Origin of the sequence: Methanoculleus taiwanensis, from assembly GCF_004102725.1 — an archaeon.
Lineage (GTDB): Archaea > Halobacteriota > Methanomicrobia > Methanomicrobiales > Methanoculleaceae > Methanoculleus_A > Methanoculleus_A taiwanensis.
Genome location: NZ_LHQS01000003.1, coordinates 400,031 through 417,984, shown reverse-complemented (window position 1 = coordinate 417,984; position 17,954 = coordinate 400,031). Strand labels below are relative to the sequence as shown.

Sequence of the window (17,954 nt, the reverse complement as noted above, 5' to 3'; positions counted from 1 at the left end):
GGAGCCGAAGGATGCGGCGAGACCGGCGACGGTGGACGCGTGGCAGAGCCGGGCGCAGTGGTCGATGTGCCGGGTCTTCAGGGCACCGCGGGCGAACTTCATCAGAGCGTAGTTGTCCTCGTTGGAGGTACGGGCGGACGAGAGACAGGCAAGCTCGTCGGGCTTGTAGGACTTGAACTTCTGGGCGATCAGGTCGTAGGCCTCGTCCCAGGTTGCCTCGACGAACTGGCCGTCCTTCTTGATGAGGGGCTTGGTGAGCCGGTCGGGGCTGTTCACGAACTCATGTGCATAGGTGCCCTTCGGGCAGACCTTTCCCTCGTTGACGGGTGAACGCTGGTAGGGCGCCGTGCCGGCGACCTTGCCGTCCCTCACCACGAGGTTGAAACTGCATCCCGTGCCGCAGTACGGGCACGTAGTCTGTACATACTTGAACTCCATGGTAAAACCTCGGATAAGCTGAACTTCGAGGTTAGGTATATTTAATTGTAATGATTAACTTCAGTGAGTTTAATTACCTTTAATGGGCTATCGGGGGTGTCTTATTCCTGCCTTGTGGAACATCCGGAATGCTCAGGGAATCTGCGTATTTAAATCTGGTGCAAATTCGTGAATATATCGGTGCGCTCCGGGTCGGATCGCAGATGGATTGAATTACTCACTCGAGACTGCCGCATCGAAAGTATGAAGTGGTCTGCTCTCCTTTCTGCATGTTTTGACCGGCCCCTTACGGCAATGCTGCTTCACCCGCCGACCAGGCAGTATCGCACCCGGAGAGAGATGTTAATAACGGTGGAAGCTGATACCTGCACAAAATCTCTCTGCTCTGGTGGTATCACAGTATGAAGAAAATTCTGCTCCCCCCCATGCTTATCGACCTCGTCGGCAGTGCCCTCGTCTCGATGGACGGTGTTGCATTCACCGAGCTTGACTCGTGCCCGTCGTGCGGGGGATCGCTCACCGGACATGACCTCCGGAAAAAAAGGTTCGCCGTTATCCTGGAGGGTGGAAAAACCCGGGTCATCCACGTGGTCGTCAAACGATTCTACTGCAACGCCTGCAAAAACCTCTGCTATGCAGAATCGCCGTTCTATCCTGACACCCGCCTTGGCTCTCCCGTCGTCGATCTCTGCGCCCTCCTCGCTGCACGGATGCCGTTTCACCGGGTCGCCCGCCTGCTTGCGGCCATGGGGGTTATCGTCGATCGCGGGACGATCCGGAACTATGCTGCCCGGGACTTCGGGCGGATTCCCTCTACTGAGCTCTTCGGCGTCAAGCTCCCGATGTCGCTCTTACATCTCTCCCTCTCTGCCGTCGGAAGCAAGCATCGTTCCATCCCGGGGGCAGAAGCGCTCGTTGCCTGTGGCTTCAAAGCCGCAGACCGGACAGCGCTTCACGCCAGGAGGCTTCCTGAAGAGCGGAATCAGCGGGATGAAGAGAAACAGGGCGAAGAAGGGAAACCCCATCAGCAGCGATACTACCGTGACGGCACCTGATACGGCCAGCAGGATGAGGGTCAGGGACCACCGTTTCGTAACGCCACCTCCCTGACGGCATATGCCGGCAGAGCATCGACGAGATCGCCGATCTCCCGGCGCAGCGTGGTGCCGGAAAGTTCGCCCGCGAAGATCTCCGCCCCTATCCCGGCCGTTATGATCCTGTCCGCACCGCTCGTGTACAGTGCTCTCCCCACGGCACGCCCGATCAGCGTCTTCTGGACCTCCCAGAACTGCCGTGCGATAGAAGCCGCCCCCTCCTCTCCGATCTCTTCGAGATCGGCGCAGACGACCCGGGCGAGGCGTCGGCAGGCACCGACGTAGGTCTTCTCCCCGTTATCCGGCGCCGGGCAGATATAGTCTTCGGCAGAGATGGTGCCGAGGACGAGGTGCGCATCCGCACTGGTTGCGAAGTACTCGGTGCTCACCGGTGTCTCCACGCCGTCGATGATAGCCGATCTGAGCAGTGTTGCGATGTTGGTTCGCAGCATGCCGGTGTAGACAAGGTACTGCCGTTGGAGCCGCAGGGTGTCGGTAAGGCCTTTCAGCGCGTCAAAACACCCGAGAGGGATCACATCGGCCGTCGTGCTCCCGACGTCGAGCAGTACCGCATCCGCATACTCCTCCCGGAGATAGTCGGCGGATGCAAGCCAGTTTGCAGCGGCGAGTGCTGCCGCAGGCTGTGTGTGGAAAGCTCCGTCCATGCCGTAAAACTGCGCCTCGGGGAGAGCTTTTTGGACGGCCTTCACAATCCAGTCGATCCCCTGCATCTTATTCGTGAAACTATCGGCGAGTTCCCCGCTCATCACCACCGCAGCCCTGCCTGTATAGTTTTCGAGCATCTCGGTGAGCGGAGCCTCCTGCCAGAGCGGGCAGTAGTGGATATGCACGCCCGCATCGTCCACGACTTTGAGGTTTGCCCCGCCGACATCGACGCCGATCATGCCTGCCGCACGCTCCCGTCCTTGCCGAAGCAGACATGCCCGGAGAGGTGCACGGTATCGGGTCCTTCTCCATGGGACGCCGCGACAAGGATCTCGGCGATCTCTTCCTCCATGACGGCTGCGATCCCGACCAGGCTTGTTGTCGGACGGGGATTGACATCAACGACGTAGATGCGGTCGGCTACGATGAGATCGATCCCGGCGTACCCCTGGCAGCCGAGGACGTTCATCGCCTTTGTGGCGGTCTCGACGATCTCTTCCTCGCGCTCAGGGTGGATGGGCGTTTCGCCGCCGAGGTAGTGGAGCGTGCCGTTCTCGTCGACTGCGATCTTCTGGCGGTTCACTGCAAGCAGAAGCGGGGGTCTGCCGGTATGGTATTCGCAGACGTTCCCGGTTACCCGGCTTCCTACGAGGCTCACGCTGATATGGTCGCCCTCGATGTACCGCTGACCGATCTCACCCTCTCCCGGCTCTTCGTCGGATAGTCTGATTCCAACCGATCCACAGCCGGTAACGGGCTTGATGAGTTTTTTCCCGCTCTGTATCTCCTCGGGAACCGCTATCCCATGCTTTGCAAGGATGCCTGCTGTGCGGCGTTTATTAGCACAGACCGCAGCATTCATGCTTCCGCACCCGATGTTATGGGTGAACTGCTCGAGCAGATGGGTGAACCGGAAGAGGAGGTGATCGGGTGCGATAACGAGACCGAGATCGCACTCCGGGGCAAGTCTCCTGATCTCACCTTCAAAGTCGGGACCTTCGGGGGATACAACCTCGTATCCGGACGCTTCGAAACTCTCCCGAAGGACGGAGAGCATGGCAGCGCCTTCCCGGGCCAGCATCGGTTCATTGCATACGGTGTATTCAGCGAGGAACGCCTTCATCATGTACACGTTGGCGGGGGGAGGACTTCACCCTGACGATTGATCAAGTATTTGGTTCCTGGAGCCAGATGTACCCGGTGAAGATGAAACCCAAAGTACTGCTCACCAATGATGACGGGGTTACGTCAGCTGGAATATGGGCTGCATACGAAGCCCTTTCCCCCATTGCGGATGTCACGGTCGTTGCACCTGCGACACAGCAGAGTGCGGTCGGAAGATCCATCTCGATCTTCGAACCGATCCGCACCTACGAGATCACCATGAACGGGGTGCCCGCCTATTCGGTCGGCGGGAAACCGACCGATGCGGTGATCATCGGCCTGTACTCGCTGAATCTTGCTCCCGATCTCGTGGTCAGCGGTGTCAATATCGGTGAAAATCTCTCATACGAGTCCATTATGACGTCGGGCACGGTGGGCGCTGCCCTTGAGGCTTCGAACCAGGGCGTCCCGTCCGTCGCGTTTTCACTGCAGGTGGAGGATCAGGGCGATAAATTCGACGACCCTTCGCGTGTGACCGATCGGTTTGAGGAGACCAAACGCATTGTCCGCGATGTCTGCGAGCGAGTGCTGCGGGACGGGTTTCCGGAGCATGCCGATGTTATCAATGTTAACATCCCCTCGAAGGTCAGTGGAGGGTATGAGGTGACCCGGCTTGCCGAGAAACTCTTCCACACCGGTGTTGAGAAGAGGCTCGATCCGCGCGGCCGGCCGTACTACTGGATCGATGGACCTCTGTTCGAGGATGCCGAGGAAGGCACCGATGTGCATGCCGTCAGGATGGGCAACATCTCCATTACACCGATCACCCTCGACTGCACGGCGCTGCGCGCCGCCGATCGGCTTGCCGATATCTTCCGGTAATTACTCTTTTTTTATATCGTCGGCGGTACCCCGGAACCGATGATGGGCATTGATATGAAGGGAGGTGCCACAGGTCCTGTATGGATAGTTCGCTCCTTGCTGAATCGAAACGAATTGCTGGATATCGGGCCGCCGATCTCGTCGAAGACGGCACGGTCATCGGACTCGGCACCGGCTCGACGGTGTTTTTTGCGATGGAGCGCCTCGCTGAACGGATCGCGTCCGGCCTTTCCATCGTCGGTGTGCCAACATCGTACCAGGCGGCAATTCGCGCCCGGGAGTACGGGATACCGCTTACAACGCTCGATGAGTTTCCGCAGCTTGCCCTCGCTATCGATGGTGCCGATCAGGTTGACCCGGGTCTCTCCCTGATCAAGGGGCGCGGGGCGGCGCACCTTCGTGAAAAGTGCGTGGCGGATGCGGCTGAAGAGGTGGTCATCGTCGTCGACTCGACCAAGACGGTCGATACCTTAAGCGCACCCGTGCCGATCGAGGTTCTGCCGTTCGCCTGCGGGCTTGCCTTCCGGCGGCTTACCGAGATGGGGGGCGTGCCGGTTCTTCGTGAGGGGGTTAAAAAAGACGGCCCGGTCGTCACCGACAATGGTAACTTTATAATAGATTGTAATTTTGGAGCAATCCCCGATCCCGCATCACTGGAACAGCAGATTGCTGCCGTTCCCGGCCTTCTCGAGTGCGGGCTGTTTACCACCTTTGCAGAAAAGATGCGCGTGGTGGTGGGTGAAGGGCGGGAGTGCCGTATTGTATCACTGCATTGATATGGTCTCGCGCATCTTCTGGATGAGGTCGAGCTGGTGCCGGGCTTCTTTCTTCTTTTCTTTCTCGATCGTATCCATTATCTCGGTTATCGGGAGGGACAGCGTGTAGATCTTGACCGGTCTTCCTTTGCTCTCGGATTTGCTCTCCCGAGTCTCGATCCAGTTACACTCCTTGAGGTAGCGCATCGCAATGCTGACCTCCGGCTGGCGAAGGTCTGTGCCCCGCTCGATATCCCGGGAGGTAGCTTCGTCAATACTTGCCAGGTATACGAGAACTTTGGAGACGTTGCGCTTGATCCCGATGCCCATGAGCAGTTCGGCAAGCTCTTCCTCTTTTGGAGTAAAATATCGTACTTTATCTGACCTCATCCGTTCACCAATAATCTTCCATCTATTGTTTTAAATCTGACTATAAAAATATTATTATTCCTATACGAGATTTTTCAATATCGTTGTTTTAGCGGTGTGTGATAAGAAAACACGTTTTTCTGGTCGGTTATTTTCAGGGACCGCGATGCATGCTCCATGCTCTCGACGGCCGTAGCTGCTCCTTGAAAGTCTTGTGGAAAAAAGTGTGATGAATGGGAAAGAATCTGCCGAAAATACCGGTTATATGAGACCGAGATTAGATAGCTCAGAGAGGATCCGCTGGACCGCCCGCTTTGCGTCTTCAGGTTGTTTTCCTCCGGTGATGATCAGCTTTCCCGAGCCGAAGAGGAGTACGACTACCTTCGGATCGTCGAGGCGGTAAACGAGGCCTGGAAATTGTTCGGGCTCGTATTCGATCTTATCGAGGTTGAAACCTACTGCAATCTTATTGAGGTTGATCGGGGTGCCGAGATCCGCCGAGGTCACGATGTTCTGGATCTTGTAACTAAGCTCTTCGGAGATATCGATCTGCAGCGCCCGGAGCTGGTCGCCGAGGATCTGGAGGCCTTTGTTGAGGCTGTCGATGCTCTTCGCACCGGTAAGCACGACTTTGCCTGACCCGAAGACAAGCGCTGCGATCTTTGGATCCTGCATCCGGAGGACGACCCCGGGGAACCGCTTCTTATTGTATTCGGCGTCCTTGAGCTGAGATGCAAGGGAGGGCAGATCAAGGAAATCCGTCACTTTGGCGGAAGCAACGATATTTTCTATCTTGAGAGACTCTTCCGGTCTACGTTCATTCATATTTATAAAATGCTTAAAACAGTATATAAAGGGTTGGGTGTTCAATCCTCAAGGGTGGAGATATCTCCGGGATCCATGCCCATCTCTCTTGCTTTCAGGACACGACGCATAATTTTTCCGCTCCGGGTCTTCGGGAGAGCATCGACGACCTCGATCTCGGACGGGATGGCGATGGGGCCGAGCGTCATCCTGACATGATACGTGAGTTCGTTTATCAGCTTCTCGCTTGCCTGGTACCCCTCGATGAGGATGACAAAGGCCTTTATGACATTCCCTTTCATTGCGTCGGGCTTGCCGATGACTGCTGCCTCGGCAACGGCCTCATGAGAGACGAGAGCACTCTCGACCTCCGCAGTACCGATGTTATGCCCGGCGACGACGATCAGGTCGTCGGAGCGGCCGATGACCATGATATAGCCGTTCTCGTCCTTCACCGCGAGGTCCGCAGCGGTGTAGCAGCCGGGAATGGTGTTCCAGTACTTCTGATAGCGCTCGTCGTTCCCCCAGATCGTGCGCATCATCGACGGCCAGGGTTCTCTGATGACAAGCAGTCCGCCGGTACCCGGCGGGACGGGGTTGCCATCTTTGTCGACGACGTCGGCAATGATGCCGGGGATTGGTTTACCCGCAAACCCCGGGCGCATCGGCTCGCCGATCATCGTGGTGATCATATGCATCCCGGTCTCGGTCTGCCACCAGGTATCGACGATCGGGCACTCCCTGTTGCCGATATGCTGGTAGTACCACTCGAATGCCTCGGGGTTTAACGGTTCCCCGACTGAACCGAGGACACGGAGTGATGAGAGATTGTACTTCTGCGGCCACTCGGCACCGACCCGCATGAACATCCGGATGGCGGTCGGAGCGGTGTAGAAGATGGTGACACCGTACTCCTCGATCAGGTTCCACCAGACGCCGTTATCCGGGAAGTCGGGCGTTGCCTCGGCGATAAGGCAGGTGGCGCCGTTCAGGAGCGGGCCGTAGACGCCATAACTATGGCCGGTGATCCAGCCCGGATCGGCGGTGCACCAGTAGACGTCGTTGTCCCTGACATCAAAGACGTATTTCGTCGTGTAGTAGGTGCCGACCATGTACCCGCCGCAGGTATGGACGATGCCCTTGGGCTCACCGGTCGTACCGCTGGTAAAGAGGATGAACAGGGGGTCTTCGGCATCCATCGTCTCGGCTGCGCACTCCCGGGGCTGGTTCTCCATGAGGTCGTTAAAGTCGACTTCCATCTCGGGATGCAGTTCGACCGGCTTCGTCTCGTCCCGGCGCAGTACAACGATACGCTCGACGCTCGGGGCGTTTACGACCGCCTCTTCAACGATCGTCTTGAGGGGAATTGCTTTCCCGCGCCTGAAGGTGACATCTGCGGCGATGACCACTTTCGCTCCGACTCCGCGGATACGCTGGTTGAGCGCAGCCACTCCGAAACCGCCGAAGACAACCGTATGGATTGCCCCGATACGGGCGCAGGCGAGCATGGCGATGATCTGTTCGGGCACGACCGGCATGTAGATGCAGACGCGATCTCCTTTCTCTACCCCGAGGCTTTTGAGGCCGTTTGCGAACCTGCAGACGGCCTGGTAGAGCTGCTTATAGGTGAAGATCCGCTCCTCGTCGGCCGTCTCACCCCGCCACATAATGGCGACTTTATTCCGGCGCTGGTTGAAGACGTGGCGGTCGAGGCAGTTGTGCGTGATATTGAGCTTCCCGTTCGTGAACCACTTCGCGTGCGGATAGTTCCATTCTCTGACCTGATCCCACTCCTCGTACCACTCGAGTTCCCGGGCAATCTTTTCCCAGTACGCGGCGGGGTCTGCCACAAATTCCTGGTAGCGCTGGTTGTAGTCTCCGGCCCAGGAGTCTTTCGTGCACTCCTCGCTCGGTGTGTAATACATTGCCGTGTCGAGTTTTACATTAAAATCTTCAGCCATCGTAACCCCCATTCTACATTATTAATAATGATGATTATATATCAACATTCTGGTGTTATTCGATGGCCTTTTTGTGTATTTAACCAAGTATATACTGCTGACTATTATTTATCGGTTCGCGACCTGCCCGACTATCGAGAGGCATCATGAGAGAACAGGTTCCGGCGGAGATTTCCGGATACGGCATTCGGGGTAATGAGCTCCTGATGCCGGGCGAAAAGGAAAGTGGGGGTCGATTTTTTAGTCTACCGGCAGATTTTCGCTCTTAGTCGTATTCACGCCAGGTCTTACTGCAGGCGGTGCACCGGAAGAATCTGACCTCGCTCTCATCGGCGGAGCGGAGCTGTCGCAGCCACCAGATAGCCGTCATATTGCCACACTCCGGACATTGCACCGTGGCGGTCGGCATTGTCGAGACCTGATCCTGATCGTCGACGATGGTGATCTCCTTCTCAAGCCTTTTGTCCGTCTTCTTGAGCTTATGATCAGCGGTGATTTCTCGGATGCAGCCACACTTTCTGCACTTCATCTGCCCCCCGGACGAGATCATCAGGCCCTTGCACTGTGGACAAAACATCATTCATACAGATGCGTGAGCAGCCCTGATTAACCCTTGGATAGGATGGTGTTCGGGCGGCAGGATGGCCGATCGAGTGAGAATCCCGCAATCCTTTATCTCCTTCTATGGAGAAAAGTACGGCAATGATTGAGTATCTGGTGCTGATCTCCTGCATCGCGTTTCTGGCCTTCCTCATACCCAATACCACCTTCCGCAAATATTTTGCCATCGTCGGCTGGGTGAGCATTGCAGGATATCTCTTCTCCGAGCTGCCATACTACTTTTCCATCAATAACTTCATGTACCCCATAATCGCCCTCCTCTCGATACCCTTCCTGTATGTCACGATACGTGCCCTCCTGCGGGAAGACCGCCGGATACTGCAGCTCTCCATGGCCGCTGCGGTTGCCTTTCTGATCTATGCTCCTTTCGCATACATTACACCGCTCGGCGACTGGCTCATCGCCGCTGTTGTGGCGCAGACGTCATGGATGCTCAGCCTTGCCGGTTACCCCGTCTCGCATGTCTCCTGGAATATTCTTACCCGGAACGGATTTCAGACCGAGATCATCCTTGCCTGTACCGGCATCCAGAGTATCGCCATCATGCTCGGTGTCGCCGGCGCCGTGAAGACCACCCTGCGCCAGAAGGTGCTTGCATTCCTCCTTGTATTTCCGACGATTTACATCCTGAATATCTTCCGGAATACCTTTGTGATATCGGCCTATACCGGACAGTGGTTCCCCTACCTCCCGGAGATAGCGGGGAACGGTGAGTTCGGCTACGAGAGTTTCTTCTGGGCGCACAATGTCATGTGCGAACTCGGCGCACTCCTGCTGCTCGTCGCCATCGCGTACGGCCTGTTTATCATCATCCCGGGGCTTGGAGCATTTGCCGATGATCTCTTCAAGCTCTATCGGGAGGAACTCACCGTTCTGGTGCGGCGAGTGAAGGATGAACCTCCACGATGATCCTGTCTGCGGCAGGCGGTGCAAGGAAGTTCAGGCCGGGTCTCTGACGATCCGCCCCTACAGGCCGTCCGATCTCGATCAGATTCTGCTTCTCTTCTTTGATACCGTTCACATCGTCAACAGCCGGGATTATACGAAAGATCAGGTCGATCGCTGGGCGCCTGCTGAACGGTGCGACCGGATGCGGTGGGAATCTTTCCTCGCAGAGAACAACGCCTATGTCGCCGTGATCGGGGATGTGGTCGTCGGGTTCGCCGATTGTACCGCTGGCTGCTACCTGCACATGCTCTACACGCATGCGGAATACCAGGGATGCGGGATCGGTTCAGGCCTCCTCGCGACGCTCGAGGAGAATGCCCGCACTTCCGGGTGCCGCTGTATCCGGACGGATGCGAGCATTACGGCACGGCCTTTCTTTGCCCGCCGTGGATACGAGTGCCTCGGGGAAGAATGGGTCTTCCTCTCCGGCATGGCGTTTCTCCGGTACCGGATGAGAAAAAAGATCTTGTGAGGGATACGTCCCTTACGCGTATCTGCGGTAGAGATACACGATGCGCTGGATGGCGGAGAGGTTCGTGCAGACCGCGATAACCAGGACGGCCACCCAGATGTACCCTGTAACACCGCCAAGCACCAGGAAGAGCACGGTCTCGGGTCTTCCGAAGAACCCGATCCCTTCGAGGGGATCCTCGATCTTTCCTGCGACCCGTTCGCTGTATCCGATCTCCGCGTAGACAACCGGTTTGATGAAGGTGTTTATCATGGAGCCGAAGAGCGCGAGAGCTACTACGCCGAAGTCCGCAAGCGGAGGGACTGCGATCAGGTGGCTGATAATGGGAACCTGTGAGAATCCGACGCCGAGAATTACTGCGGCATCGACATATTTGTCGGCTATCCAGTCAAATACGGCACCAAAGTCGCTCTCGGAGTGGTTCTTGCGGGCGACGTTGCCGTCCACCAGATCGAGCACTGCGGAGATGAAGAGCAGCAGGCTTCCGGCAAGGAAGTAGCCGCCTGCAAAAGTGAAAGCGGAGAAGAGGCCGAAGAGGAGGGAGAGTAGCGAGACCTGATTCGGCGTGACTCCCAGTCTGATGAAAAGAGCTGCGAGCGGCTCGGTATACTTAACGAACTGAGGCCGCAGTGAAGTTATATTCATGTCTCATAGATCATCGGTATGGAAGGAGTTTAACTTTTGCTCTGCCCTTAAATGCCGGAAATGTCTGAAAATGCCGATACTGCTATTACTCCGGGTGTATTTTTCCCGGGGGAACCCGGGGAAGGGGTACGGCTGCACCTTCACCAGCTATTTTAATGCGCTCACCTCCACATATACAGTGAAGGATTTTCCATGCCAGAAAGCTGCAGGCCCCATGTGCTCATGATGTCGGAGATTACCGTCGATGGTAAACTCACCTTGAAGAAAGGCGCTTCAAGCAAGATCCTCATGAAATACATGGCCCATGAAACCGAAATTCTGCTCCACAAGACGCGTGCGGAGTACGATGCCATCATGGTCGGGCCAAATACTATCAGCATCGACAACTCTTTTCTTACCGTCCGGCTCGTCGAAGGAAAAAGCCCGCTTCGTGTTATCCCGAGCAGCCGCGGCAGCATCCCGCTTGATGCCAATATACTCAAAGGGGATGCACCGACGGTCATCGCCGTCGGCAGGGAGGCTCCGGAAGAACGCATCGCCGCTCTGAAAGAGAAGGGGGTAGATGTCGTCGTCGCCGGAGCAGATACGGTCGACCTGACGCTGCTCATGCGGATCTTACGCCAGCAGTACGGCATCCGCCGCCTGATGGTCGAGGGCGGCCCGACGCTGAACTGGGCAATGCTCCGGCACCGCCTGGTCGATGAGATCCGTCTCATTCATCTGCCGTTTATTGTGGGCGGAGCCGATACCCCTTCACTCGTGGGCGGCATGCATATCGAGTCGGAAGATGAGATGATCCGGCTCTCCTTAAAGCAGCACTATATGTGTGGGACGAACATGGTCACCGAGTGGGACGTCCTCTATGGAGAGACACCGACCCGGACGGTCTGATCAGATCATTCGGTACGGGTCGGCCTTCATATACTCCCGGCAGACTGTTGTGGCGTAGTGTCCGGGCGGCAGCGTGAACCGCAGACGGGTGCTGGCATCCTGCACCTCGGCGATGACGTCTGCGGAGAGTGCGATTGCACGAAGAGCGCCCGCATAGCGTGTCCGGACGAACCCCGCCGCACGCTCGAAACGGGCGGCATCGATCTCCCGCTCCTTCAGTATCTCCTGCATCATCTCGTCCATCCGTCCGTGCAATGCCGCCGGTTCTGAACCGGGGATGAAGAGGGCTATCCGGCAGCGCCCCCGTCTGACGTGCTGCGCCGCAGTGCTGCGATTCCGCTCCGTTACCGTATCCTCCCGCCCGTTCGGAAAGAGCAGGCGGTCTCCCGGAATCGGTTCGTGGAGCGTGAAACCTTCGTCGAGTCTTCTCGAGAGGACGCTGTTGAAGAGGAACGACTGGAATGCGCTTACCATCATCGAGAGCAGTTTCGGGGGGAGCACCTGCAGCGCCCCCTGATAGTCTCCGGGATGTACGGCGAGGTGGTGGAGCATGGCGCGTTCGTAGGTCATCTGGACGGGGTAGGCGGCAAGCGCCTCGCGCACGTCACGGGTTTCGGTAAACCTGCTGCGCGCCTGGCGTGCGTTCTCGGATTCATACGGATATGCGTTCCCGACATACGTCATCACCGCCCCCTCATAGTCCTCCTGCAGGATCTGTTCCCCGACGAGGTGTGTCACCGGACGGGTGACGCCGAACCGCTGAAGGCCGAAGTAGTTCGGGATTCCCTCTGCCACGGTCGATGAGACCGCCTGCACCCTCTCCGCAAGTTCGTCCTGGTCGCACTCCCTGATGACGATCTCGAAACGGTTTCCTTCCAGTGCTCCGAGCGCAAGAGACTCTTTTGCGCGCCCGACGACTGCAAGTTCGATCTCGGAGAGATGCACCGCTTCAACCGCTTCGGGGGTGACGCCGTAGATGGAGATTATCTGGCTTGTTACAGCGTTCTTGTCTTTCGTTCCCGCCCAGCCGATCCGCCGGTGGCTGACTCCGAGACGTTTTGCTATCTCTTTGACCGCACGCTGCAGCTCCCAGTTTCTTTTCGTCAGTCTGACGAGGAGATGCGATCCCTCGTCGCCGTAGGGGAGGGGTACCTCCTCGACGAGAAAATCCTCAGGCTCCGTTCGGAGCTGCCCGCCGATGCCCGGCGTATTGCTGCTATAGTAGCGCATGCCGAGCTCGAGTTCCAGGGGAAATGGTGACTGCATCATAGGAGTGAGAGATCGCCGGTGATCCGGTCGAGCGTTTCGCTCCTCGCCGGCCCGAGGCCGAGCGCAGTCACGGTGCCGGGAGGGATCTCGGTGAGGCCGGCGTCCTGAATGATCGAAGCTGCTATCCCTGCCTGTTCGGCTATCGTTTTGATCTCGAAGAGTTGCCGCTCGGAGTTTGCCTTGAGCACCACCTTCTTCTGCCCTTCGTCAAACCAGTTCTTCCTCGCAATTTTATCGGCTTTTTCGTAAGCTCCGATGGCTGCGTGGGCTATCTGGGCGCATTTCTTCCCGCAACTCATCTTAATGTCATTGCGCACGATCAGACACTGTTTCCACTTAAAATCGGGTATGTCCGGCATCTCGTATGTATCTGTTGAGGTTATCCATCAAATATGCTCCTGTCGGAAAAGCGGTATTACGGCCGCGGTATGTGAAAGCCGTCGCCGCTTATCCGGGGCGGGGTGGTCTAGAGCGGCATGACGAACCTTCTGCTCTGTGAGGAGCGCGGCCTCCGCTGCATTTTCGGACGTGCTGAATGCAGCTATCCGTATGGCATGCAGGCGCCTCTCGCCGATGCACTGGCGGTTTTCTGTATCCTGCTGGCATACGGATGGTGATCCCGGAGTCTCTCCTCATCCGCTCTCGTTGCGTTCGCCGTAACCGTCAGTTTATGCCCCTTAAGATCCATTAGTAGTGTACGGATCGTCATGCCACGGCCTATGCCGGGCGTGACAGGGCGAGGTGCTGATTCTGGTCTACGATGTTGTAGTGGTGGGAGCCGGCCCTGCGGGAAGTGCTGCTGCCAGGTTCTGTGCCGAGCACGGGTTAAAGACGCTCCTTGTCGAGGAGCACGCCGCCGTCGGGTATCCCGTCCAGTGTGCCGGCCTTCTGAGCGTTTCGGCATTCGAAGTCTGTCGTGTCTCTGTTCGGTCGATCTTAAACGAAGTCCGTGGTGCCCGGATGGTATCCGGTCTCGGGGGCGAGGTCTGTTTCGACGCCGGAAAGACGAAGGCGTATGTCGTCGACCGTGCCGTCCTCGACCGGGAGATGGCGGAAGAGGCTGCCCGTGCTGGTGCCGAGCTTCGGCTCAAAACCTATGTTGCCGGGATCCGCGACGGAAACCTTCTGACGCGGGGGCTCGGTGGCCGCGAGGAGATCCCGTTCCGTCTCCTGATCGCTGCAGACGGGCCGCGAAGTTCCATTGCCCGGATGCTCGGTATGGAGCGTTCATCGATCTATCTCTCCGGTGTCCAGGCCGATCTGCCGTGCGAGATAGACCCGCGTTACGTCGAGGTGCACCCGAACGCTTCGCCTGATTTCTTCGGATGGGTGATCCCGGTGAATAATCGGCGTGCCAGGGTCGGCCTCTGCAGCGGTGCTTTCACGAAAGAGCGTTTCGCTGCGTTCGCCCGGCAGTATCCGGCAGGGTGCGTTCACCTGGTATCGGGCACCATACCGCTCGGGGTGATGCCCCGGACGTACGGGCATAAGACGCTCTTTGTCGGAGATGCGGCCGGGTTCGCAAAACCCACGTCCGGTGGAGGTGTCTACACCGGTGTCCGCTCCGCAGAGCACGCAGCTTGCGTGGCATCGGCATGCTGTGAAAAGGGAATGTTCAACGACGGCGCCCTGCGGGAGTATGAAACCCGGTGGTGGCAGGATTTCGGAAAGGAGCTCTCCGTTGGATTAAAACTTTTAAAAATGCGGCAGGCAATGACCCCGGAAGAGATCGATCGCCTCTGCAGAGTGATGGACGACCCGGAGATCCTTGAGACGATTGTGCGGTTCGGGGATATGGATCGTCCAAGTGCGCTGGTGCGCCGCCTGGCGGTAAAACCTTCGTTCCTCAAAGCGGCAGGCGTTATTTTTGCTTCGGGTCTCCGCCATATTCTGAAAAATTGAAATTGAAATAACTCTTCGTAATACTTTTATACATGGGTGTGCTACTATCTCGCTGGTGCGTCTATGCATATTCCTGATGCGTTCATACCCCTGACACAGGCCGCTGTTTACTGGATTGTTGCTCTGATATTCATTGCACTCTCCCTCCGGTGGGCGCGGCAGTCTATGGGTGAAGAGAAGGTGCCGCTCGTGGCGGTACTTGCGGCAGGCATCTTTGCCATCCAGGCACTGAATATCCCTATCCCGTGGGGTACCAGCGGGCATATGGTCGGTGCGGCTCTTGCTGCCATCGTCCTCGGTTCCCCGTTTGCCGCTGTATTCGTCCTGACGCTGGTTCTGCTGGTCCAGGGTGTCATCTTCGGTGACGGCGGTATCACCGTGATGGGTGCGAATATCGTCAATATGGGAGTCATCGGCGGTTTCGTCGGGTACTACACGTACACGGCTCTCCGTGGGCTCACGCGGAACGCTTATGCCGCCGCATTTATTGCGGGGTGGGCGTCGCTCTTCGTCTCCGCCATCGCCTGCGCTTTCGAACTTGCTATTGCCGGCACGTTCCCGCTTGAGCTTGGTCTCATCTCAATGGGCCTCTACCATGCCGTCATAGGAGGCATTGAGGGAGGTATTACCGCGATAGCTCTCTACCTTATTGCGTCGGCGCGGCCGGACATCATGGAGCAGCCTCTGGGGGTGAGCAGCTGATGGATCGGAGAATGATCATCCTCGGCGGCATCGCCGTCGCCCTGATCATCGCGGTTGCAGCTCCGTTTCTCGCCTCCGGAAGCCCTGACGGCCTTGAGAGTGCGTTTTACGGGATTTATGGGGCAAAGTCCCTTACCGGCGATGCGATCGATGAAGAAGCGGCGGAGCATGCGGAAGGGCAGATCGTGGAAGTGACGGGGAACTCCTTCGCCTACGACTCGCCTCTCCCTGATTACACTGTCCCGGGCATGGACAAACCCGGCGAAGTTCTGGCCGTCGTCCTCGGGACTCTGGTTCTCTTCGGGATCGCCTACGGCGTTGCCCGGATCTCTGCACGTCCCGATAATTAGAATACCTATCTCGATTCATTTTTTGAATCATGCATCTGATCGAGACCCGGAACCTCTCCCACGTCTACCGTGGTAATGTGGCCGCACTCTCGGGCGTCAATTTTGTCGCGGAGAGAGCGTCCCGCATCGCCGTCATCGGTGCGAATGGAGCGGGGAAGAGTACGCTCTTCAAGCATTTCAACGGACTCTTAAAGCCGGCCTCAGGAGAGGTGCTGATCCGTGGTGAACCGATCACGAAGGAGAACCTCCGGGAGATCCGAAAGATAGTGGGTATCGTCTTTCAGAATCCGGACGACCAGATCTTCTCGCCGACGGTGGAACAGGACGTGGCTTTCGGGCCGATGAACCTCGGTCTCGACGACGAGACGGTAGCGCACCGGGTGGATGCCGCTCTTGCCCTGCTCGATATCGAGCACCTGCGCGAACGGGTGCCGCACCACCTCTCCGGGGGTGAAAAGAAGCGCGTCGCCATAGCCGGTGTGATAGCCATGGAGCCGCAGGTGCTGGTTCTCGACGAACCCACTGCCGGGCTTGACCCGCAGGGCGTCGCGAGCCTCGTCGAGTTTGTCAATACGCTTCCGCAGAAATACGGCATGACCGTGATCTTCTCGACGCACCACGTCGAGCTCGTGCCTGAGGTCGCTGACTACATCTACGTCATGGATCAGGGGAAGATCGCGGCAAAGGGCAGTATCGATGATATCTTCGCGAGGCAGGAGCTCCTCGTCCGCACCCGTCTTGAGGTTCCGACCATACCGAGGCTGATCGCAACGCTTCGGGATAACGGAATCGACGTCGATATGGCATACACCTTCGACGGGGCGAAGCGGTCGCTCCTGGATGCATACGCGAGGCGGGCATGATCGACGATCTCTACTACATCGAGAAACACGCCTATTGCATAAGCCCCATCCACCGGCTCGACGCCCGGATCAAACTGCTGTTGACCCTTGCCGTGATCGTTGCCATCGTCGCCGTCCCGTACTCGCCGAAGGTCATCGAGCTCGGCATTATCTTTATTCTCTTCTTTTCGGTGCTCTGGGCAGTATCCCGCCTCTCTCCTGGTGTCTATCTCCGCAGGCTGGTGCTGATCCTTCCGTTCGGTATATTCCTCATCATCTTCCAGATATTCTTTAAAAACAGGTACTACGAGGTGTTCCATCCGGTTCTGTCCCTTCCGTTCGGGATAGAGGTGTATGCCGAGTCGGTCGAGTTCGCGTCGATCCTCTTTGCCAAGTTCATCGTCAGCGTATCGTTCATCATCCTGCTCTCGTCGACCACCCGCATGCAGGATCTCGTCGACGCATCCGCCCGGCTCGGGCTTCCACGGGAGTTTACTCTGCCGCTCGGCATGATGATCCGGTATCTCTTCGTCTTTGCGGAGATGTTTGGAAAGATCCGGGCTGCGATGGAGACACGGTGTTTCGACCCCCTCGATCGCCGTCTCCCCTACCGGTATCGTCTCCGGCAGCTCGGGTACACCATCGGGACGATCTTCATCAGATCGTACGAACAGGGAGAGCGAACCTATACGGCCATGCTCTGTCGGGGATACGGCAGCGACTGCACACTGCATACAAGGGCAAAGCCGCTCACCCGGGGGGAGGTCTCTCTCTTCGCCGCCTCGCTCTTCTTTATCGCCGCGAGCACGCTTGTTGTCTGCCTCCGTGGGTAAGGCTTCCCGATCAGTATCTTTTTCTCTCTCATCGGTCTATTCCTGCATATGAAGAGCGAGTTCGGACGAGGATTTGTGGTCAATCTGATGCTCCTTGCAAAGCATTTCGGGCTGCCGCCCGAGAAAGCATTCTACGGCGCTTCGGATCATCTCGACGATCTGATACTCCCTGAAGAGTTTCGGGGGACTGAGATCGAGGAACTTGTTGAACGGCTCCGCAAACAGGTGATCTGGCATCAGCCCGGCACGATGGACAGAGAGGATGCTGCCGACGTCCGAAGGCTCATCAACCGGCTGGCGATCGCGATCGACAAGCACCTCGGCATACCTGACCCGGATGCCGGAAAGTACGACTGAGCGTCCGCTTTCGATCAGCGGACACCTATAAGTGCTTATAAAACCAATA

The 17,954-nt window shown here is 57.4% G+C and carries 22 protein-coding genes; 12 read left to right on the top strand and 10 right to left on the bottom strand.

What is annotated here, in order from left to right:
- Nucleotides 1–438, bottom strand: a 438-nt coding sequence (locus ABH15_RS12605) for a molybdopterin-dependent oxidoreductase (protein ID WP_164913754.1), incomplete at its 3' end; no start/stop codon positions are given.
- Nucleotides 439–839: 401 nt separating this feature from the next.
- Here ABH15_RS12605 and ABH15_RS12600 point away from each other — a divergent pair.
- Nucleotides 840–1,493, top strand: a complete 654-nt coding sequence (locus ABH15_RS12600) for a hypothetical protein (protein ID WP_128694756.1) — start codon at nucleotides 840–842, stop codon at nucleotides 1,491–1,493.
- Nucleotides 1,494–1,513: 20 nt separating this feature from the next.
- Here ABH15_RS12600 and ABH15_RS12595 read toward each other — a convergent pair whose 3' ends face one another.
- Both ABH15_RS12595 and ABH15_RS12590 read right to left on the bottom strand, forming a co-directional pair.
- On the bottom strand, nucleotides 1,514–2,437 hold the full coding sequence (locus ABH15_RS12595; protein WP_128694754.1) for a hydantoinase/oxoprolinase family protein: 924 nt from the start codon (nucleotides 2,435–2,437) through the stop codon (nucleotides 1,514–1,516).
- A complete protein-coding gene (locus ABH15_RS12590) occupies nucleotides 2,434–3,321 on the bottom strand; it encodes an ATP-grasp domain-containing protein (protein ID WP_128694826.1) in 888 nt (295 codons plus the stop codon). The genes ABH15_RS12595 and ABH15_RS12590 overlap by 4 nt, the downstream gene beginning before the upstream one ends.
- A gap of 83 nt (nucleotides 3,322–3,404) precedes the next feature.
- Here ABH15_RS12590 and surE point away from each other — a divergent pair, with 83 nt between their 5' ends.
- Together surE and rpiA are read left to right on the top strand one after the other, a co-directional pair.
- Nucleotides 3,405–4,184 (top strand): 5'/3'-nucleotidase SurE, encoded by a 780-nt coding sequence (surE, locus tag ABH15_RS12585; protein WP_128694752.1) that lies wholly within the window; start codon nucleotides 3,405–3,407, stop codon nucleotides 4,182–4,184.
- A gap of 80 nt (nucleotides 4,185–4,264) precedes the next feature.
- Nucleotides 4,265–4,960 carry a ribose-5-phosphate isomerase RpiA gene (rpiA, locus tag ABH15_RS12580; protein ID WP_128694750.1) on the top strand — a complete coding sequence of 232 codons (696 nt, stop codon included), beginning with the start codon at nucleotides 4,265–4,267 and terminating at the stop codon, nucleotides 4,958–4,960.
- Here the strand turns inward: rpiA and ABH15_RS12575 are convergent.
- The 4 genes from ABH15_RS12575 to ABH15_RS12560 all read right to left on the bottom strand — a co-directional run bounded on the left by ABH15_RS12575 (nucleotide 4,949) and on the right by ABH15_RS12560 (nucleotide 8,653).
- Nucleotides 4,949–5,329 carry an ArsR family transcriptional regulator gene (locus ABH15_RS12575; protein ID WP_128694748.1) on the bottom strand — a complete coding sequence of 127 codons (381 nt, stop codon included), beginning with the start codon at nucleotides 5,327–5,329 and terminating at the stop codon, nucleotides 4,949–4,951. The two genes, rpiA and ABH15_RS12575, sit on opposite strands and share 12 nt — an antisense overlap.
- Before the next feature lie 240 nt (nucleotides 5,330–5,569).
- Nucleotides 5,570–6,133 (bottom strand): TATA-box-binding protein, encoded by a 564-nt coding sequence (locus ABH15_RS12570; RefSeq protein WP_128694746.1) that lies wholly within the window; start codon nucleotides 6,131–6,133, stop codon nucleotides 5,570–5,572.
- A 41-nt stretch (nucleotides 6,134–6,174) separates the two neighbouring features.
- Nucleotides 6,175–8,073 carry an acetate--CoA ligase gene (gene acs / locus ABH15_RS12565; RefSeq protein ID WP_128694744.1) on the bottom strand — a complete coding sequence of 633 codons (1,899 nt, stop codon included), beginning with the start codon at nucleotides 8,071–8,073 and terminating at the stop codon, nucleotides 6,175–6,177.
- Between the two features lie 265 nt (nucleotides 8,074–8,338).
- Nucleotides 8,339–8,653 (bottom strand): transcription factor S, encoded by a 315-nt coding sequence (locus ABH15_RS12560; RefSeq protein WP_128694742.1) that lies wholly within the window; start codon nucleotides 8,651–8,653, stop codon nucleotides 8,339–8,341.
- A 122-nt stretch (nucleotides 8,654–8,775) separates the two neighbouring features.
- Here ABH15_RS12560 and artA point away from each other — a divergent pair, with 122 nt between their 5' ends.
- Complete coding sequence (gene artA / locus ABH15_RS12555; protein ID WP_128694740.1) at nucleotides 8,776–9,603, top strand: archaeosortase A; 828 nt, start codon at nucleotides 8,776–8,778, stop codon at nucleotides 9,601–9,603.
- The gene (locus ABH15_RS12550) at nucleotides 9,587–10,114 is read left to right on the top strand and encodes a GNAT family N-acetyltransferase (RefSeq protein ID WP_128694738.1); all 528 of its coding nucleotides are present in this window, start codon (nucleotides 9,587–9,589) and stop codon (nucleotides 10,112–10,114) included. The genes artA and ABH15_RS12550 overlap by 17 nt, the downstream gene beginning before the upstream one ends.
- Before the next feature lie 12 nt (nucleotides 10,115–10,126).
- Here ABH15_RS12550 and ABH15_RS12545 read toward each other — a convergent pair whose 3' ends face one another.
- Entirely contained in the window at nucleotides 10,127–10,759 is a 633-nt protein-coding gene (locus ABH15_RS12545) for a CDP-alcohol phosphatidyltransferase family protein (RefSeq protein ID WP_128694736.1), read from the bottom strand.
- A 192-nt stretch (nucleotides 10,760–10,951) separates the two neighbouring features.
- On the opposite strand from ABH15_RS12545, the gene ABH15_RS12540 reads away from it, so the two are divergent.
- Nucleotides 10,952–11,650: a dihydrofolate reductase family protein gene (locus ABH15_RS12540; RefSeq protein WP_128694734.1), complete on the top strand. Its 699-nt coding sequence runs from the start codon at nucleotides 10,952–10,954 to the stop codon at nucleotides 11,648–11,650.
- Here the strand turns inward: ABH15_RS12540 and truD are convergent, their stop codons facing one another.
- Both truD and pth2 read right to left on the bottom strand, forming a co-directional pair.
- Complete coding sequence (gene truD / locus ABH15_RS12535; protein ID WP_128694732.1) at nucleotides 11,651–12,919, bottom strand: tRNA pseudouridine(13) synthase TruD; 1,269 nt, start codon at nucleotides 12,917–12,919, stop codon at nucleotides 11,651–11,653.
- Nucleotides 12,916–13,278, bottom strand: coding sequence for a peptidyl-tRNA hydrolase Pth2 (gene pth2, locus ABH15_RS12530; protein ID WP_128694730.1), 363 nt, complete (start codon nucleotides 13,276–13,278; stop codon nucleotides 12,916–12,918). Before pth2 ends, truD begins: the two co-directional genes overlap by 4 nt.
- 391 nt (nucleotides 13,279–13,669) lie before the next feature.
- Here pth2 and ABH15_RS12525 point away from each other — a divergent pair, with 391 nt between their 5' ends.
- The 6 genes from ABH15_RS12525 (at nucleotide 13,670) to ABH15_RS12500 (ending at nucleotide 17,905) form a co-directional block, all read left to right on the top strand.
- Nucleotides 13,670–14,821 (top strand): geranylgeranyl reductase family protein, encoded by a 1,152-nt coding sequence (locus ABH15_RS12525; protein WP_128694823.1) that lies wholly within the window; start codon nucleotides 13,670–13,672, stop codon nucleotides 14,819–14,821.
- A gap of 63 nt (nucleotides 14,822–14,884) precedes the next feature.
- A complete protein-coding gene (gene cbiM / locus ABH15_RS12520; RefSeq protein ID WP_128694728.1) occupies nucleotides 14,885–15,523 on the top strand; it encodes a cobalt transporter CbiM in 639 nt (212 codons plus the stop codon).
- Entirely contained in the window at nucleotides 15,523–15,873 is a 351-nt protein-coding gene (locus tag ABH15_RS12515) for a PDGLE domain-containing protein (RefSeq protein ID WP_128694726.1), read from the top strand. The genes cbiM and ABH15_RS12515 overlap by 1 nt, the downstream gene beginning before the upstream one ends.
- Nucleotides 15,874–15,902: 29 nt before the next feature.
- A complete protein-coding gene (locus ABH15_RS12510) occupies nucleotides 15,903–16,736 on the top strand; it encodes an ATP-binding cassette domain-containing protein (RefSeq protein ID WP_128694724.1) in 834 nt (277 codons plus the stop codon).
- Entirely contained in the window at nucleotides 16,733–17,548 is an 816-nt protein-coding gene (cbiQ, locus tag ABH15_RS12505) for a cobalt ECF transporter T component CbiQ (RefSeq protein WP_128694723.1), read from the top strand. Before ABH15_RS12510 ends, cbiQ begins: the two co-directional genes overlap by 4 nt.
- A 48-nt stretch (nucleotides 17,549–17,596) precedes the next feature.
- Nucleotides 17,597–17,905: a hypothetical protein gene (locus ABH15_RS12500; RefSeq protein ID WP_164913753.1), complete on the top strand. Its 309-nt coding sequence runs from the start codon at nucleotides 17,597–17,599 to the stop codon at nucleotides 17,903–17,905.
- Nucleotides 17,906–17,954: the final 49 nt, after the last annotated feature.

What these genes read in the sequence shown, in the direction of transcription:
- pth2 (WP_128694730.1), bottom strand. Translation starts at nt 13,278, where the DNA reads ATGCCGGACATACCCGATTTTAAGTGGAAACAGTGTCTGATCGTGCGC.
- ABH15_RS12510 (WP_128694724.1), top strand. Translation starts at nt 15,903, where the DNA reads ATGCATCTGATCGAGACCCGGAACCTCTCCCACGTCTACCGTGGTAAT.
- cbiQ (WP_128694723.1), top strand. Translation starts at nt 16,733, where the DNA reads ATGATCGACGATCTCTACTACATCGAGAAACACGCCTATTGCATAAGC.
- ABH15_RS12500 (WP_164913753.1), top strand. Translation starts at nt 17,597, where the DNA reads ATGAAGAGCGAGTTCGGACGAGGATTTGTGGTCAATCTGATGCTCCTT.
- surE (WP_128694752.1), top strand. Translation starts at nt 3,405, where the DNA reads ATGAAACCCAAAGTACTGCTCACCAATGATGACGGGGTTACGTCAGCT.
- ABH15_RS12590 (WP_128694826.1), bottom strand. Translation starts at nt 3,321, where the DNA reads ATGAAGGCGTTCCTCGCTGAATACACCGTATGCAATGAACCGATGCTG.
- ABH15_RS12550 (WP_128694738.1), top strand. Translation starts at nt 9,587, where the DNA reads ATGAACCTCCACGATGATCCTGTCTGCGGCAGGCGGTGCAAGGAAGTT.
- ABH15_RS12515 (WP_128694726.1), top strand. Translation starts at nt 15,523, where the DNA reads ATGGATCGGAGAATGATCATCCTCGGCGGCATCGCCGTCGCCCTGATC.
- cbiM (WP_128694728.1), top strand. Translation starts at nt 14,885, where the DNA reads ATGCATATTCCTGATGCGTTCATACCCCTGACACAGGCCGCTGTTTAC.
- ABH15_RS12575 (WP_128694748.1), bottom strand. Translation starts at nt 5,329, where the DNA reads ATGAGGTCAGATAAAGTACGATATTTTACTCCAAAAGAGGAAGAGCTT.
- ABH15_RS12600 (WP_128694756.1), top strand. Translation starts at nt 840, where the DNA reads ATGAAGAAAATTCTGCTCCCCCCCATGCTTATCGACCTCGTCGGCAGT.
- ABH15_RS12545 (WP_128694736.1), bottom strand. Translation starts at nt 10,759, where the DNA reads ATGAATATAACTTCACTGCGGCCTCAGTTCGTTAAGTATACCGAGCCG.
- acs (WP_128694744.1), bottom strand. Translation starts at nt 8,073, where the DNA reads ATGGCTGAAGATTTTAATGTAAAACTCGACACGGCAATGTATTACACA.
- ABH15_RS12595 (WP_128694754.1), bottom strand. Translation starts at nt 2,437, where the DNA reads ATGATCGGCGTCGATGTCGGCGGGGCAAACCTCAAAGTCGTGGACGAT.
- artA (WP_128694740.1), top strand. Translation starts at nt 8,776, where the DNA reads ATGATTGAGTATCTGGTGCTGATCTCCTGCATCGCGTTTCTGGCCTTC.
- ABH15_RS12540 (WP_128694734.1), top strand. Translation starts at nt 10,952, where the DNA reads ATGCCAGAAAGCTGCAGGCCCCATGTGCTCATGATGTCGGAGATTACC.
- ABH15_RS12570 (WP_128694746.1), bottom strand. Translation starts at nt 6,133, where the DNA reads ATGAATGAACGTAGACCGGAAGAGTCTCTCAAGATAGAAAATATCGTT.
- ABH15_RS12560 (WP_128694742.1), bottom strand. Translation starts at nt 8,653, where the DNA reads ATGATGTTTTGTCCACAGTGCAAGGGCCTGATGATCTCGTCCGGGGGG.
- truD (WP_128694732.1), bottom strand. Translation starts at nt 12,919, where the DNA reads ATGATGCAGTCACCATTTCCCCTGGAACTCGAGCTCGGCATGCGCTAC.
- rpiA (WP_128694750.1), top strand. Translation starts at nt 4,265, where the DNA reads ATGGATAGTTCGCTCCTTGCTGAATCGAAACGAATTGCTGGATATCGG.